This is a genomic window from uncultured Sphingobacterium sp. (genome assembly GCF_964277905.1).
Taxonomy (GTDB): domain Bacteria; phylum Bacteroidota; class Bacteroidia; order Sphingobacteriales; family Sphingobacteriaceae; genus Sphingobacterium; species Sphingobacterium siyangense.
In genome coordinates, this window is the sequence record NZ_CAXYKD010000003.1 from 125,015 (window position 1) to 140,622 (window position 15,608).

15 protein-coding genes are annotated in these 15,608 nt (G+C 38.1%); 6 read left to right on the plus strand and 9 right to left on the minus strand.

Features of this window, described 5'->3' with window-relative positions:
- The first annotated feature begins 293 nt into the window (after nt 1–293).
- Together map and ACHWSC_RS02490 are read left to right on the plus strand one after the other, a co-directional pair.
- Nucleotides 294–1,055, plus strand: a complete 762-nt coding sequence (map, locus tag ACHWSC_RS02485) for a type I methionyl aminopeptidase (RefSeq protein ID WP_088162047.1) — start codon at nt 294–296, stop codon at nt 1,053–1,055.
- 579 nt (nt 1,056–1,634) lie between these two features.
- A complete protein-coding gene (locus ACHWSC_RS02490) occupies nt 1,635–2,489 on the plus strand; it encodes a helix-turn-helix domain-containing protein (protein WP_394675694.1) in 855 nt (284 codons plus the stop codon).
- Nucleotides 2,490–2,571: 82 nt separating this feature from the next.
- Here the strand turns inward: ACHWSC_RS02490 and ACHWSC_RS02495 are convergent, their stop codons facing one another.
- Nucleotides 2,572–3,126, minus strand: coding sequence for a cysteine hydrolase family protein (locus tag ACHWSC_RS02495; RefSeq protein WP_120332764.1), 555 nt, complete (start codon nt 3,124–3,126; stop codon nt 2,572–2,574).
- 221 nt (nt 3,127–3,347) lie between these two features.
- Here ACHWSC_RS02495 and ACHWSC_RS02500 point away from each other — a divergent pair, with 221 nt between their 5' ends.
- Nucleotides 3,348–4,133 (plus strand): alpha/beta fold hydrolase, encoded by a 786-nt coding sequence (locus ACHWSC_RS02500; protein WP_394675695.1) that lies wholly within the window; start codon nt 3,348–3,350, stop codon nt 4,131–4,133.
- A gap of 75 nt (nt 4,134–4,208) precedes the next feature.
- Here the strand turns inward: ACHWSC_RS02500 and ACHWSC_RS02505 are convergent, their stop codons facing one another.
- The 6 genes from ACHWSC_RS02505 to ACHWSC_RS02530 all read right to left on the minus strand — a co-directional run bounded on the left by ACHWSC_RS02505 (nt 4,209) and on the right by ACHWSC_RS02530 (nt 9,289).
- Nucleotides 4,209–5,507 (minus strand): cryptochrome/photolyase family protein, encoded by a 1,299-nt coding sequence (locus ACHWSC_RS02505; RefSeq protein WP_394675696.1) that lies wholly within the window; start codon nt 5,505–5,507, stop codon nt 4,209–4,211.
- A 159-nt stretch (nt 5,508–5,666) separates the two neighbouring features.
- Entirely contained in the window at nt 5,667–6,722 is a 1,056-nt protein-coding gene (locus ACHWSC_RS02510; RefSeq protein WP_394675697.1) for an NAD(P)-dependent alcohol dehydrogenase, read from the minus strand.
- A gap of 242 nt (nt 6,723–6,964) precedes the next feature.
- Nucleotides 6,965–7,195: a hypothetical protein gene (locus ACHWSC_RS02515; protein ID WP_046674596.1), complete on the minus strand. Its 231-nt coding sequence runs from the start codon at nt 7,193–7,195 to the stop codon at nt 6,965–6,967.
- A 7-nt stretch (nt 7,196–7,202) separates the two neighbouring features.
- Nucleotides 7,203–7,496, minus strand: coding sequence for a hypothetical protein (locus ACHWSC_RS02520; protein ID WP_075993199.1), 294 nt, complete (start codon nt 7,494–7,496; stop codon nt 7,203–7,205).
- A 153-nt stretch (nt 7,497–7,649) separates the two neighbouring features.
- A complete protein-coding gene (locus ACHWSC_RS02525; RefSeq protein ID WP_394675698.1) occupies nt 7,650–8,237 on the minus strand; it encodes a TetR/AcrR family transcriptional regulator in 588 nt (195 codons plus the stop codon).
- A 248-nt stretch (nt 8,238–8,485) separates the two neighbouring features.
- Nucleotides 8,486–9,289: a helix-turn-helix transcriptional regulator gene (locus tag ACHWSC_RS02530; RefSeq protein ID WP_394675699.1), complete on the minus strand. Its 804-nt coding sequence runs from the start codon at nt 9,287–9,289 to the stop codon at nt 8,486–8,488.
- A 95-nt stretch (nt 9,290–9,384) separates the two neighbouring features.
- Here ACHWSC_RS02530 and ACHWSC_RS02535 point away from each other — a divergent pair, with 95 nt between their 5' ends.
- Both ACHWSC_RS02535 and ACHWSC_RS02540 read left to right on the plus strand, forming a co-directional pair.
- On the plus strand, nt 9,385–10,440 hold the full coding sequence (locus ACHWSC_RS02535) for an SDR family oxidoreductase (RefSeq protein WP_394675700.1): 1,056 nt from the start codon (nt 9,385–9,387) through the stop codon (nt 10,438–10,440).
- A 140-nt stretch (nt 10,441–10,580) separates the two neighbouring features.
- Nucleotides 10,581–11,264, plus strand: coding sequence for a dihydrodipicolinate reductase C-terminal domain-containing protein (locus tag ACHWSC_RS02540; protein ID WP_394675701.1), 684 nt, complete (start codon nt 10,581–10,583; stop codon nt 11,262–11,264).
- 740 nt (nt 11,265–12,004) lie between these two features.
- Here ACHWSC_RS02540 and ACHWSC_RS02545 read toward each other — a convergent pair.
- Both ACHWSC_RS02545 and ACHWSC_RS02550 read right to left on the minus strand, forming a co-directional pair.
- The gene (locus ACHWSC_RS02545) at nt 12,005–13,144 is read right to left on the minus strand and encodes an acyltransferase (protein WP_088162057.1); all 1,140 of its coding nucleotides are present in this window, start codon (nt 13,142–13,144) and stop codon (nt 12,005–12,007) included.
- A gap of 105 nt (nt 13,145–13,249) precedes the next feature.
- Nucleotides 13,250–14,047, minus strand: coding sequence for a hypothetical protein (locus tag ACHWSC_RS02550; protein WP_394675702.1), 798 nt, complete (start codon nt 14,045–14,047; stop codon nt 13,250–13,252).
- A 328-nt stretch (nt 14,048–14,375) separates the two neighbouring features.
- Here ACHWSC_RS02550 and ACHWSC_RS02555 point away from each other — a divergent pair, with 328 nt between their 5' ends.
- A complete protein-coding gene (locus ACHWSC_RS02555) occupies nt 14,376–15,575 on the plus strand; it encodes a transglutaminase family protein (protein ID WP_394675703.1) in 1,200 nt (399 codons plus the stop codon).
- Nucleotides 15,576–15,608: the final 33 nt, after the last annotated feature.

Sequence of the window (15,608 nt, forward strand, 5' to 3'; positions counted from 1 at the left end):
GTAAAGATACATAAAAAAATAAATGTCTAAACATCAAAACAACGGACTAAAACAATAAAAACTAGGACAAAAACACATTGCTTTTCGGCATTTGTTACTAGACTTTTAACGCCCAAATACAGTATATTTACTTGTAATCGCAAGCAAATGTCTATTTTATTCAATTTTATTAAGACCTTTGTACTGGTTTATATCCGATTAAAACAAAATGACCTTCAATCATTTGTTCCCGGTAGTTATAAATAACAAAATAAAAAACAGAGCTCACCTGCTCCACAATAAAAACATCAGCGATGTCTATAACGAATGAAACAGAGCTAACAGGCATACAAAAAGCGAGCGATGCCGTTGCCATCACCTTAAAAGCTATGATAGCACATGCTCAAGTGGGTATGTCCACGAAAGAGCTTGACGAATATGGAGCCGAAATATTAAAAAGCATGGGTGCGAATTCTGCTCCCGCTCTTACCTATGGTTTCCCGGGCTACACCTGTATTAGTATAAACAACGAGTTTTGCCATGGAATACCTACTGCAGAAAGACTATTGCAAGAAGGTGATTTGATCAATATCGATGTATCTGCCGAACTGGATGGGTATTGGGCCGATAATGGTTGTTCCTTTGTCATAGGAAAGGACATATTTCAACACGAAAAATTAGTAAAAGCATCAAAAGAAATTCTTCAAAAAGCAATCAATAATATTCGTGGTGGTGTGAAAATAGCCGATATTGGGCATCTAATAGAAACTGAAGCGAAAAAAAGAGGCTATAAAGTCATCAAGAATCTTGGCGGACATGGTGTAGGAAAAAGTCTGCACGAGGAACCCGATGAATTGCTTAACTATAAAAATCGCTTCGACCAACGAAGATTTCGAAAGAATACCGTCGTTGCTATTGAAACCTTTATTTCAACAACCTCCACATACGCAACCGAACTCAACGACGGCTGGACAATGGTTGGGGACAAAGGTGGATTCATGGCCCAACATGAACATACAATTCTCATTACCGATGGTGCTCCTGTTATATTAACGGCACAGAATGCAATTTACTAAGCAGGAATAAGAAGACACCTATAGGTCTTTTCGAACAAGCTATTGAAAGCTATCGAAAAGACCTATTTTCTTTAAAACAAGACCTCAAGCTTGCGGTGGCGTACATAGTCCCTTCATCTCAAAACTAGAGGTTGCTTAAAAAATTAAGGGGCCTCTCATAACGAGAAAACCCCCAAATAATATATTTTTATGGCTAAATAATTTTTGTCAATACCAAAGACTAATCTTACTGGATAAATGGCTACAGCAGTAAAAGTAGCGTATTCTTCCCAACAAAAAAGTGATGAAAATCACTTTTACCAAAAATTTTATTCCCATTTTCAAAATTCAGCTTCTCTCATAACATCCCCTCCCACTCATCTATTCTCCATGAACTGTTTTGATTACTGTTTTGATTACTGTTTTGAAAAATACCAAATAACAGAAAACCTTTTTACCATTCAAACACTTCGCCTCCAATCTTTATTCCCTGCTTAGTTGCGGCAATGAACATGAGGCTAAAACGGTACGATAATATTTGTATTTAGGCTGGTGTAACGTATAAAGTTTAGTATTTTTGGTTCATTAAAGTAATCTAGATTGAGAACAATAAAATTCCATAAGGGTGAATGCGGCGTTGAATTTTTGTTGAATGTCCTCAATGAAAAAGAAACGGATTATACACATCAAGATACTTACCATAAAGATTTTTTTGAAATTCTATTTTTCAAAAAAGCCAAAGGCAGATTGATATTGGGGCAAGAGATCCTCTCCTTGTCCGACAATTCAATCATCTTTATTTCGGCTTTTCAAAAACATACCTGGGAACTGGATCCAGAACACCTTGAATTTACAACATTGATTTTTCAGGAAGACTTTTTGAATGATTTCTTTTCAGATAAACTATTCACATATAAACTATTATATTTCTACCAGCTTAGTTATGTTCCCCAAATTATAGCAGATGACACACATATGTCAAAATTCTGTGGTCTTCTTGCCGAAATTAAACTTGAACTTATCGAAACCCAAGCAGATAGTGTCCATATTATTCGTTCTTTACTTTATTACCTATTGCAGACTTTAAACCGAAAATATGCCCGCTTGAATAAGCTGCCGAACCAAAAAGCGGAAAATAACTTCGCCTATCAATTTAAAGAACTTATGGAACAGTTCATTCGGGAAAAACAACGGGTAAACGAATATGCGACACTCATGGGAATAAGTAGGATTACGTTAAATCAGGCCGTTAAAGCACAGTTTAATACCACAGCGACACACCTACTTCGGCAGCGTTTACTATTCGAGATTCAGGACCTTCTTATCCATTCTGACCATTCTGTTAATCAAATTGCTTTTGACCTTAACTTTTCAGAACCCAATCATTTAATGCGGTTTTTCAAAACTCAAACTGGAAAAACCATTGGTGCATTTATTCAGGAATTCAAAAAATAGATGTTGAATTACATATACAAATTGACGTTATGAAAATCGGGCTATGCAGACCGGCATCCACATGGCCCAACTTCCATTGAAATCAATGGAGTTTCAAGTACGTCTCAGTATCCTGAATCTGCGCATAAAAGAATGCCAATGCTGCAAGAAATGCGTGCTGAACCTCCAGTGCACCAACTACTGAGCCATTGATCTCAAGATCGCGCGTCGCACAGGCATCATCAATTACCGTACATGGAAAGCCCAAATCGACAGCAGCACGTACCGTGGCATCAATACACATATGGGTCATCATGCCTACGACAACAAGTTCCTCGATCTTATTTTTGCGAAGGTAATCCAATAATTCTGTCTCTCTAAAGCTGTTGGGAAAATGTTTACGTATGACAAGCTCATTTGGCATTGGACTTACGCTTTCATGAATTTCGGCAGCTCTTCTACCATCAATAAAGAATGGCATTGCTTTGGGATCTGAAGAAATATGTTGGATATGAACCACTGGCAATTTTCTTCGCCTAAATTGGTCGATCACTCTTCTTGCATTCTTACCTGCTTTCAACGGATCGACAAGTTCCATTCCGCCATCTTCAAAATACTCATTTTGAATATCAATGACTATTAACGCGCTATTGCTCATCTATTTTATGAATTAAGTTTACACAAAATTAAGGTGGATATAGCAGCGATGAACTACCAATAAATCACCAAATACTACCATTTTGATAAGAGCGACAAGATGGGATCAAGTAGGAAGTTATGTAAATGTTTTACATAATTTCGATCAAAAAATCACCAACAAAAGCTAACTTCGCTGCATATACTCGTCACAGAGAGGTTATAATTGCAATAATAGATAGCATGACATTGAAAGAATTACAACACAGCAAAATATATGGCGCAGATAACGGTGGCACTCCATTAATTGTCCTGCATGGGCTTTTTGGCATGGCAGACAACTGGGGATCCTTTGGTCGTAGTTTCGGAGAGAAAAGACAGGTACATTTACTCGATCTTCGTAATCACGGACGAAGTTTCCATAGTGAAGATATGTCGGTGGAAGTTATGGTAGACGATCTGCTGGCCTATATAACATCCATTGGAGCAGATAAAGTGCTCCTATTGGGCCATTCTTTGGGCGGAAAAGTAGCGATGCAATTTGCTATTGATCATCCCGGAAAAATTGAAAAACTGATCATCGCTGATATAGCCCCCAAAGCTTATCCACCACATCACGAGGATATCTTCGATGCGCTAACTGCTGTGGATATCACAACACTGGATAACAGGAAAGATGTACAAGTAAAGATTGAACACTATTTGAGTGATCCGGGTGTTATCCAATTTTTATTGAAAAATGTATATATCAGAGAAGATCGGAAATTAGATTGGCGCTTTAATCTGGATATTTTAAAAAATAAATATACGGAGTTCATCACTGTCGGGGTAAAATCAGGAATATTCAACGGTCCCACATTATTTCTACCTGGAGAGAAATCAAGATATATATTACCTGAAGATAAAATTAAGATCAGGGAACAATTTCCTAATGCCGTGTTTAAAACAATTCCCAATGCCGGTCACTGGGTTCAAGCCGAAAATCCACAGGCATTTGACGCATTTGTTGCCGAGTTTTTAGATCAATAAAATTAGATAGATTGAATGTCCGCTCCTACTTGTTGGTCCTTAAAACCGCTCGTAAGGAGTAGACATTCAATACCATTATTTCAACGCCTTTGCGTAGGTCTTTATCGCACGATCACGGGCAAACTGATGGTCAACAATAGGCTTACAATAGTCTAAAGTGTTTAATTCAGGAACCCATTGTTTTATATATTCCTGATTTTTATCGAACTTCTCAGCCTGGAGCGTCGGATTAAAAACCCTAAAATACGGGGCTGCGTCACAACCACTGCCTGCGGCCCACTGCCAGTTACCATTGTTGGCAGACAGGTCATAATCATTTAATTTTTGTGCAAAGTAGGCCTCCCCCCATCTCCAGTCGATCAAAAGGTGCTTACAAAGAAAACTGGCTACGACCATTCGTACGCGATTGTGCATATACCCCGAACTATTCAATTGGCGCATACCCGCATCGACCATAGGATATCCGGTCTCTCCGTTGCACCATTGCTGGAATTCAACTTCGTCGTTTCGCCATTGTATGGCATCGTATTGCTTTCTAAAGGACTCCGTAACAACATGCGGATAGTGGTAGAGTATCTGCATAAAAAATTCACGCCAGATCAATTCAGACAACCAGGTCGCATTGTGTTTTAAAGCAAAAGTAACGCATTGACGAACACTGATTGTTCCAAAACGAAGTGCGATCCCCAATTTGGTTGTGCCCATTAATGCCGGATAATCGCGGGTGGTATCATAATGGTCAATAATCGTCGCATTCAGCTCTGGTTCTTCAAAAATAAGGTCAGTCTCCAGAAATCCTAAATTCGCCAAAGAAATAATCTGCTGATGGTTCTGCTGAAAGAAAAATCCCGTTGTGTAGGTATTGGAAAGATGGTCCTCAGGACGTAATTTCTCCCGCCATTTTTTTGCATACGGCGTATAAACCGTATAGGGTGTTCCATCATTCTTTAAAATATCTCCTTTATCGAAAATAACCTGATCTTTCACAGCTTTGAAAGGAATTCCCATAGCTGTACAAAGCTCGAAAATCTCTTTGTCCCGACGAATTGCTTTCGGTTCATAATCCCGATTACAATAGATTCCCTGCACATCGAATTTTTCAATCAACTCCCCGTAGATAGCGATAGGTTTACCATAGAACGTATTCAAAGTTGCGCCACTTTCTCTGAGTAGGGTATTGATACGGGTTAAAGCCTGATGGATGTAATGAAGACGTCGATCCCTCCTATCCTCCAATTGCATTAGAATATCCTCGTCAAATATGAATATAGGCAATACAGGATAGCCCGAAGCTAAGGCGCGAGTAAGCCCAGCATTATCATCCAGACGTAGATCCCGACGAAACCAAAATACAATAATTTTATCTTTTTCCATAAAAACGATCAATAGTTGAATTCACTACCCCATATTAACAATTTTAAAGGGTAAAAGGTTAGCTCAATAATTAGGTGAAAATACCTATATAAACAAACTGAACCATCAAAGGTACTCGAAATTCCCCTTGATGGTTCAGCATTGAATAATTTTCTTGTGCTAGTTTTTCAAACTCGCCATGTCAATAACAAACCTGTATTTAACATCGCTTTTCAATAGTCTATCATAGGCATGATTGATATCCTGCATTTTAATCAGCTCTATATCGGATATAATATTGTGTTTACCACAAAAATCAAGCATCTCCTGTGTTTCGGCTATCCCTCCAATCATAGAACCTGAAAAACTCTTACGTGTTGGAATCAGACTAAAAGGAGCCACAGGAAGTGGATGCTCCGGAGCACCAACGAGAGTCAAAGAACCATCTCGTTTCAATAAACTTAAATAGGCATTGATATCATGTTGTGCCGAAACACAGTCCAAAATGAAATGTAATGTTCCTGCATGTTCCTTCATTTGTTCTACATCAGTTGACAAGATCACTTCGTCAGCACCCAAACGTTTGGCGTCATCAACTTTAGAAGCAGACGTTGTAATAACAACGACGTGCGCTCCCATTGCTTTCGCGATTTTGACTCCCATGTGTCCCAAGCCACCGATACCCACTATACCAACTTTTTTTCCTGGTCCCACATTCCAATGCCTCAAAGGCGAATAAGTGGTAATTCCAGCACATAATAAAGGTGCTGTCGCTGCGAGGTCCAAATTTTCAGGAATGTGGAGCACAAAATCCTGATCTACTACAACACGTTCAGAATAACCACCAAATGTCTGTTTATTAAGGTGCTTATCGTGTCCGTTGTATGTTTGGATATTTCCATTTTCACAATACTGTTCCAATCCTTCCTTACAACTTTCACATTCGCGACAACTATCTACCATACAGCCTACACCGGCCAAATCACCAACTTTAAACTTGGTTACAGCGGATCCAACTTTAGTAATTCGACCCACAATTTCATGACCGGGTACATTCGGATAAACGGTTCCGCCCCATTCATTTCGCGCTGTATGTAAATCCGAATGACAAACTCCACAAAATAAGATATCAATCTCGACATCTTTCTCCGTCACTTCACGGCGTTCGATATCCATCTGTTTTAGATCAGCCGTTGGTTCGCTTGTTCCAAAAGCTCTAATTGAAAATGTACTCATACTTGATAAAATTGTTGTTTTCTGTTTTAAATAAATGCATAAAATTCCTATGATGCAACACAGATTCCATCCGCACGATAAAATTAACCAATGGATGTAAAAAATGTTTTGAAGGAACGATAGCAAAAGTAAAAAGTAACTTTCAGAATGATTTTGCTACAAAGCTCAAATTCACATTTCTTTACGGCTCATTGCACCTTACTTCAACAGCTGTAACAAGCTAGCTTTGTAAATCGGACAGCCTAATCAGTATCCTCGACCTGTACAAATTGCATTGCCAAGCCCTGCTTCTGGCATATATTCAGAATAGAAAATTCCAATCGGGTACTAATCCGCAGGACAAGCAAAAATTGCTGGTCATCCAACAATAAATCAATATTTTTTATCTCCGGGAAACTTTGATAGAGAAAATGATAAATCTCGCTGGCTTTCCACTTCAGCTTACGAGATAAAGAATAAACAACTTTATACATATTTAGATTATTTCAAAATTTTAACGGCAATTTGTTGTAATTGGTGGTTCAAAAAACGCATCTGTTTCAGTTCCTCAAAATCTCGGGCTAGTCGAACCTTTTTATTTTCATTTTCCAGCGCAAGAGCTAGGCTATCCAAGCGCTCCACATCGTTGTGTATTAATAAATAACAATCAATATCTGGATCCAACAACCCCATCATTTCAGGGCGGATTGTTTCCTCTGTCTCCACCATAACCAAAACGCATCTTTCTGATGCAAAGCTATCCACCGACTTTCCTACTTTCGCATTTAACACCATAGTTGTAATCCTGTTTATTGTCTGTATAAAAAGAATCGACCAATCAAAATAGACATATTTTGTATTTTTGTCGAAACAAGCTTCAAAAAAAAGAACAATAAATCTACATCCTTACTGTTCAAAATAATTACTTCGCGCTACACTGCCTAATTGTTAGCGCAACCCCTTAACACATATACTTGTCAACCAGGAAAGCCTAGCTTCAAAATCTGGAAAACGATCAAAAAGTAAAACTTCCTGCTCAAAACAACGTGATGTTGTCACTAACATTTCGGATAAAAACAGGATATCCTTTTCCTCTAAGGCCTGAATTTCTTTTTTCCTAACGGCTAATTCAATCATTTCACGAATCAACTTAATCTCGTCATCCAGCATATAACGTGTTTTCGAAACCATCAAGGCTGGATCGGATTTCATATCTTCGAATGCGAGATGAAAACGTTTCGTAATTAAATTAATCTGACGTAGTTTTGCTTGTAAAAAACCGACTAAATTATCTTCCAGTGAAGCGTCCCTGTTATAAGTTCTACTCGCGACCTCAAACACTTGCTGACATAGATACTCCGCAATTGCATCAAAGACATCCATTTTACTGGTAAAATAGTAATATAAGGTGCTCCGCCCCTTTCCACAAGCTTTTGAAATATCCTGCATAGAAACCCTTGCAAATCCATATGTTTCAAACACTTTCATGGATGATAAGATAATTTCCTCTTTAATATTTTCCTGTTGATCTGTCATTACTCGACAAATCTACAAAAAATGTCGAAAAATCAACTACCCCAGCCAAATTTTTTCGCTAGGCGTTATAGGCGCCATTTTCCTGATCCAGCAAAGGAATTTGCTCCACAGGTTCAATTTTATTCATTTCTGCCGGGTTAAGTGATAAATGCTTCATACCATTTCTCCATCTGTTTATTGCATTGCTCTCTTCTTCGGGATAAATATTATAGATTAAATTTGATTTGAATACTTTTCGATGCAATAGACTACGTTTTATGTATGATCTTAGTCAGGTGACTTACATCGGTCAGCCCAAATTCAGCAGCAATTTCCTTTAAGGTAACTCTTCCTACTGCTATTCGTTGACGTATTAATGTACTGCGGTAATTTTGAATATAGTCCCGTAAGGTAATCCCTGCCTGACGTTTAAAATAAATACCAAGATAATCGTTGGCAATATTAAAGTGCTTCGCCATCATTTGTATCCGCAGACAGTTGGGATCGTAAATATTTTTATGAATATAGCAAAACATAGCCTGCAGATCGCGACTTTTGGTACTACTACTACGCAATTCAGGCATATTTCGCTGCAGAACATGTGCAATGCTGAATAATTGCAACCAAATAAGTTCCTGATTTCCGATTTGATCTTTCTTAAATAAAAGGAGTATATCAAAGATCTGTTCTATCACCAGCTTATCTTCCCCCGCTAATTGAAACCCCATCTGATGGGTTTCTCTACTTTTTATGATATATTCCAGCTGTTGTATTGCGGGCGTAGCACCCGAAGTGTCACGACCAAGATAGGCGTCGGTAAATTTAAGATAAAGAAAATGTGTGAGTTGTTCGATTTCAAAATAATGCTGATCATCTGGCCCAAGTAGAAAGATCGTCCCTGCCTCGTAGGGAAATGAATGTCCATTAACGATATGTCGTCCGACACCCTCCCGAATAAAAATAAACTCGTAATGATTGTGATTGTGTTCAGGATGGTTCCATTCGAGCATCTTAAATCCTGAAATAAGCACCGGTTCAAACTGACGATAACGTTTCATTTCAGAAATATACATAATTATGTTGGATTTTTACATTAAACCCCACCAGGCTTCCAACTAACTTTGGCCTTATAAATAATAGATAAAGATGAAATAAATAATAGATAAAGATGAAGACTAGAAAAAACACCGCTTTAGTTGTGGGCGCCAATGGCGTCGTAGGCAACAATCTCATAGACTACCTTGAAAAGAAGGAAGAATGGGAAATTATAGGTTTGTCAAGACGAACAAATGCCGATCGGAATAAGGTTCGTTTTATCGCTGTAGATTTATTAGATAGAGCCGATTGTATCAAAAAACTAGGCAACTTGGATTCAGTGACTCATATTTACTATGTTGCATATCAGGATAGACCGACCTGGGCTGAGCTGGTAGAGCCCAATATGAGAATGCTAAGCAATGTTTTGACTGTGGTGGAACCAATAGCAAGTAATCTTCAACACATCAGCTTAATGCAAGGTTATAAAGTATACGGTGCTCATTTGGGCCCTTTCAAGACACCGGCCAAAGAATCAGATGGCGGACATATGCCGCCTGAATTCAATACCAGTCAACAGCAATACCTCGAACAACTGCAAAAAGGTAAGAAATGGACTTGGTCGGCGATCCGTCCGTCCGTTGTTGGTGGAACGGCTCCCAATAATCCGATGAATCTAGCGCTACTCATTGCTGTATATGCATCTATCTCAAAAGAACTCGGTATTCCGCTTCGGTTTCCAGGAAAAATTGGCGCTTTTCAGACATTGATGGAAATGACCGATTCAACACTATTAGCCAAAGCAACGGTATGGGCCTCGACCAATCCACAAGCGGCCAATCAAGCCTTTAACATTAACAATGGCGATCTCTTCCGCTGGAAGGAACTATGGCCCAAATTAGCAGCCTATTTTGATATGCAAAGTGCTGACCCGATCCCGCTATCACTCGAAACAATGATGGCAGATAAGGAACCTGTATGGCGAAAATTAAAAGAAAAGCATGCATTAAGCTATAACTATGCACAGGTTTCAGCTTGGCCTTTTGGCGATTTTGTCTTTTCTTGGGATTATGATTTTTTTGCCGACGGCACAAAGGCGAGACGACTCGGTTTCCATGAATTTATCGATACTGAACAAATGTTTTATCAACTCTTTGACGAAATGCGTGAAAAAAGAATAATTCCATAATAGCAAAGATTAAATTTTACCGTCTATTTTTGTAACTTACCTCACTCAAGCACAACCTTTACTTCTTTACAAATTCATCCGGTATCTTTTTATCGATTCACAGTTAAAAGGATAGCGGATGATGTGATAAAACAAGCAATATGAATACAAAAAAAGCCTTTGTAGTAGGATCAGGAAAACTGGCAAACGCAATATTGGAAGCCGATTATTCGATTCCCAGTGTAGAAATTTCACCCTGGCGACCATCCATTACAACGACGTCTCCATCTATTGTTATACATGCCGGATCGGGCCGGGAGTTACAAGATTGTCTTGATTTTTGCGCACGTACGGGTTCGGTATTAATTGAACTTTCGACGGGCCTAGAGACCGAAAAGCTCGCGACTGCTTTTCCACTTATCATTTGCCCGAATACCTCCATACTTTTGCTAAAAACGCTCCATATGCTTCAACAATTTGGTCATAATTTCAAAGACTATGAAATATCTATTATGGAGTCTCATCAGGCCTCCAAGAATACTGAACCAGGTACAGCTTATCATATCGCCAACTCTTTACAGGTCGCTCATGAGCGTGTTGTCTCTATTCGCGATGCGAAAACACAAGCTTATAAAATAAATATTCCCGTTGCCTACTTAGAGAAACATGCCTACCATCAGATTGTGATCAAAGATAAAAATGATGAAATTAAAATTGAGACCAAGGTCCTCGGACATGATTCTTATTCAAATGGTGTCAAAAAAATTCTTGAAGCATGTGTCAAGAATAAATTGGACAATAGAAGGCATACTGTGTTGGATTTGGTAGCTATGGGGCTACTTTAGTTAAAACTTTCAATTTAGAAAGTAGGTTTCTATAAGAGGAGTAAAAGAAAATCCATTTGGTTTTCTTCGAAGCCACAACAACTTATAAAATGGGATTTGGGGCCAATTTTTTCATTATATTTATTTTTCTACCACTGCTGGTAATTTTAATGTTATGCGGAATTTTCACAGAAAGACGCTTCTTTCGTTACGCAATTTTATCTCTCATCGGTGGCGCAATTCTACTTTTTTCTTTGTCTCAACTTTTTCAATGGATCGCTAGCCCAAAAATCTTAAAAAAAGAAGATTATTATGGGACTTATCATATAAAACGCGACCTATTCCCAGGAAAACAAACTGACTGGCAATATGATAGCCATAATTTTATCATAAAGGATAACGATTCGATTTATTTCAACGTCGTAAGCGCAGGTAAAATATCCAAAGTTTACAAAGGCAAGATCGAAACAGTAAGTCCTTATGAATCCGCACGCTTAAAGCTGTGTATGGACTCTCCCACTCATCATATTCTTACGTCAGATCCAACGGTGTACCGAAGTCCTTTAGGCTTCTATTTGGTATTTTATTCGTCGAAATATAACAATGTTTTTTTTGAAAAAGACTGACATTCAAGCGTTATTTAACATGACAAGATATTTTCTCTATGTACAGGTCACTGTCCTACGTAATATGCATAAAAAAACACCAATTTATGGTGTTTTTTTTATTTTATAATAAATATAGGATTAGTTTGCCGGCCGCTATTTCCCTTTTGATCTTAGAAATCGTTTTGACAAATATCGCCGTACGGGTATATCGTATAACTTCAAACAGCCGTATGCAAGCACAATACTTCCGATCACAACAGCTGCTGCTCCCGGCAGAGATTCTTCAAAACTCAGATTTTCATTCTTGACCCAAGCATAGTATAGATAAATAAAGGGATAATGTACCATATACAAAGGATAGGATATATCGCCTAAAAACTTGCAAAGCCAACTTGTAATACCGCTTTCTCCCTTGCCAGATGCTCCTAAAACAACAAGCAAAGGGAAAACAACAACACAACATAACGTGTCGTACAGACCATTCATCCATAAATGCTCAGCCCCGCCAATGCGCGGCATAGCCAAAAGAGGTACTAAGATCAAACTACAAATCCAAAATGCCCCCTTGATCTGTAAAGATTTAAATATCCTCGATAGAAATAGGCCCGCTGTAAAAGAAAATAAAAGACGAAGTGAACCTGCCGTAAATTCTGTTCCTGTGAGTGAAAAACCAGCACATATATCTCCCAAGGGTCCCAATATCGCAAATGCAGCCAAACCTATTCCGAATAAAATAACGAGTCCGGCTAATGCTTTGGTCGAAAATCTTCGAATAACCAATGCATACAGGATATTACCGATGTATTCAAAAAACAACGACCAGCTTGGTCCATTTAATGGAAACATCTCCCCAAGCCCTCTCACCTCATGCCCCGGAATCGCAGGAATTAACAAAGCATTCAATAGGGTTGCGATTGCCAGCGAAGAAAATGTCACTTTTGTCACATCCCAAACAGAACAACCCTGAAAATAGAACATAACTGCTCCAATGATCGCTCCCATAACAACCATCGGATGTAAACGTATTATTCTTCGTTTTATAAATTCTTTTGTTGTCATCGTCTTCCAGCGATCATCATAAGCATAGCCCACGACAAACCCTGAAAGCATAAAGAAAAAGTCGACCGCCAAATAACCATGATTAATTCGCTGATCTAAATGGCTCGTTGCAAAGGCTTCAAAAATATGAAAGCAAACGACGGTAATAGCTGCGACCCCTCGTAACCCATCAAGTACAGCATAATGTGGTTTGGTATCTGCATAAGCGGAAGTCGGTATTTGAGTATCTGACATAAAAATAAAACGATTTGATTGATTTTTTTACAAGGAAGTAAATATAAACAAATTCGCTTATGCAGGTTTGTAACAAGTTTGACGGTTACCCATTATCTACATCTGTCATTTGATAATGGGGATATAATCCGGTAAATAAACCTGCTCTTTTTGCATATTTTGGATGTAAATTTTAGAATAAATTTCCAAACGGATATCGGTGATGTCTGTAGTCGTCGGCTTGTCGTCTTCATCTTCTCCAAATGAAAAAATCTGTTCTTCCCTTCTATTTTTTTTATGCAAAAAATAGTAAAAGTCTTTATTTTCCCAACCTTTTATACCACTTCCCGCATCATCTTGAAGCTTCAATTTTGTAAACGTCTTCTGTAGATAGTTGTAGATATTTTGAAAATCATCTTTATTTTTTGAAGTCTTCAGTGCATATAGATAAGCAAATTCACCATTTTCATCCTCTGCCACAGTCAAGGCTGGAAAAGAAATTCCGTTTAATATCGCTACGGTATCCTTTTCTTCATTATAAGAAACAGTTGTATAACGATAACCGAAATCTTTAACTGGCTTTAATTTCCGTGTTCCCCAAGCTGCAGTAGATTCGATATAAAATAACGTTGGCAGACTCCCTTCTGAATTAAAAATAGCAAGCGTATCCTTTTTAAATATGGCGGTTTCAAAGACTTCTTTCAACTCTTTCTTATCCATACTTTTAACGTCCGCATGCAGCAACTCTTCGCTCCTTTTTATTTTGGGGCCATAAAATTTGGATGCATTAAAGGTTTTATCCAATTTTTCAAGTATCACCCGATCCGGATTTTGCGATTGACAGGAATACAGCATACCAGATAAAAGGATCAGACAGCATACACTATAATATAGAAAATGAAACGGCTTCATCGGAATTGTCATTCAAATTATTTTTTGGGTTATGATCTTTACTTTGCCGTAAAGATCTTCAAACTAAAATAAATTTGTATTCATTTGCAAATGAAATTGTGCGGGATTAACACCTTTTGACTTTTTAGAAGTGCAGCGCAATGAAAAAGTACATCGTTCGTGGTCCCTTGCTATTTGGGAGTCCATCTGCTCAAATTCAGCAATGCGTCGCAACAAATTGGGCTTCTAAGTTACGAGCCAGACTATAAAACGTATTTTGCATATAAAAATCAATTTATCTATGTTTGAAATATACAAATCGTATTAATTTAAATAGATAAAGAACAAGCAAGCGTATATTATGTTTAAAAAGGTATTTTCTTTAGTTTTCTGCTGTTTATCTACAGCCATTTTTTTCAAAGCATCTGCACAAGATTTCAAGCTTTCCTCTTTACCAAGTCAGTATCAAAAACCGGTCAAAAACGCACTAAAAGCTGCCGGCATGAATCGTAATGAATTGGAGAAAGTACTAGAGAAACTGCCCAAAGAAATGCGTGAAGGCGCGGCTTTTCTGATAGCTTATATGCCTAAGAATGATTTAACGACGATTAAGAGTGATCATCTTATCCATAATATTGAAAAGGCTTACCAGGCAAAATCAACATTTTCCTGGGCTAAGGAAATTCCAGATTCTATTTTTCTAAATGAGGTATTGCCCTATCGTGTATTTTCTGAAGATCTAGACGACTGGCGTGGTGATTTCTACGATCGTTTCTCAAAATATGTAACAAATAGCAAAACGATAAAAGATGCCATTGTAGCCATAAATAAGAATATCAGAGATGAAGTAAAAGTCGATTACAATACCCAACGAAAAAAAGCAGATCAAAATCCATCTGAATCGATAAGCCAAGGAATGGCATCTTGTACCGGATTATCCATTTTACTGATCGATGCATTGCGATCAGTAGGTATACCGGCCCGGATTGCAGGTACACCAAACTGGCATGACAATCGTGGTAACCACAGTTGGGTCGAGGTATGGATTAATGGTAAATGGTATTTTACTGAATATTATCCGGACAAAGACCTAAATTATAGCTGGTTTTTGGCCGACGCAGGGAAAGCCGATCCGAATAGCAAGGAACATTCTATCTATGCGGCTTCATACAAACCGGCAAGCACCTCATTTCCAGCATGGAGCGAAACAGAAGTATATGCAGATAACGTTTCCCAGCGCTATATTGATCTATTCAATCAGCAATATAGTCAGCAATTGAACGACAAATCTTACACCCGTCTAAACGTAACCATGTATCTCAGTAACGATCAATGTCAACCGGAAGGCAGAACAAAATGCAATGTAGATATCTTTCAAGGAAATGATCAAATTGGCGGTGGTTCGACCGCAACTAAACTGCAGGATGCGAATGACTATTTAACATTTATCGTGAAAAAAAATCAGTCTTATACCTTGAGGTACAGCAATAAAAATGGGCCTACCGAAAAGAAAGTAACTGTAAAAGATGAGCCTTTAAATGTCATACTATACTTCAATTAATGTAAATTATTATTTCGTACGTTATCATCCCCA

Excerpts from the sequence above, each read along its gene's own strand:
- ACHWSC_RS02550 (WP_394675702.1), bottom strand. The coding sequence starts at position 14,047 with ATGACAATTCCGATGAAGCCGTTTCATTTTCTATATTATAGTGTATGC.
- ACHWSC_RS02555 (WP_394675703.1), top strand. The coding sequence starts at position 14,376 with ATGTTTAAAAAGGTATTTTCTTTAGTTTTCTGCTGTTTATCTACAGCC.
- map (WP_088162047.1), top strand. The coding sequence starts at position 294 with ATGTCTATAACGAATGAAACAGAGCTAACAGGCATACAAAAAGCGAGC.
- ACHWSC_RS02540 (WP_394675701.1), top strand. The coding sequence starts at position 10,581 with ATGAATACAAAAAAAGCCTTTGTAGTAGGATCAGGAAAACTGGCAAAC.
- ACHWSC_RS02530 (WP_394675699.1), bottom strand. The coding sequence starts at position 9,289 with ATGTATATTTCTGAAATGAAACGTTATCGTCAGTTTGAACCGGTGCTT.
- ACHWSC_RS02510 (WP_394675697.1), bottom strand. The coding sequence starts at position 6,722 with ATGAGTACATTTTCAATTAGAGCTTTTGGAACAAGCGAACCAACGGCT.
- ACHWSC_RS02520 (WP_075993199.1), bottom strand. The coding sequence starts at position 7,496 with ATGGTGTTAAATGCGAAAGTAGGAAAGTCGGTGGATAGCTTTGCATCA.
- ACHWSC_RS02525 (WP_394675698.1), bottom strand. The coding sequence starts at position 8,237 with ATGACAGATCAACAGGAAAATATTAAAGAGGAAATTATCTTATCATCC.
- ACHWSC_RS02500 (WP_394675695.1), top strand. The coding sequence starts at position 3,348 with ATGACATTGAAAGAATTACAACACAGCAAAATATATGGCGCAGATAAC.
- ACHWSC_RS02495 (WP_120332764.1), bottom strand. The coding sequence starts at position 3,126 with ATGAGCAATAGCGCGTTAATAGTCATTGATATTCAAAATGAGTATTTT.
- ACHWSC_RS02505 (WP_394675696.1), bottom strand. The coding sequence starts at position 5,507 with ATGGAAAAAGATAAAATTATTGTATTTTGGTTTCGTCGGGATCTACGT.
- ACHWSC_RS02545 (WP_088162057.1), bottom strand. The coding sequence starts at position 13,144 with ATGTCAGATACTCAAATACCGACTTCCGCTTATGCAGATACCAAACCA.
- ACHWSC_RS02535 (WP_394675700.1), top strand. The coding sequence starts at position 9,385 with ATGAAGACTAGAAAAAACACCGCTTTAGTTGTGGGCGCCAATGGCGTC.
- ACHWSC_RS02515 (WP_046674596.1), bottom strand. The coding sequence starts at position 7,195 with ATGTATAAAGTTGTTTATTCTTTATCTCGTAAGCTGAAGTGGAAAGCC.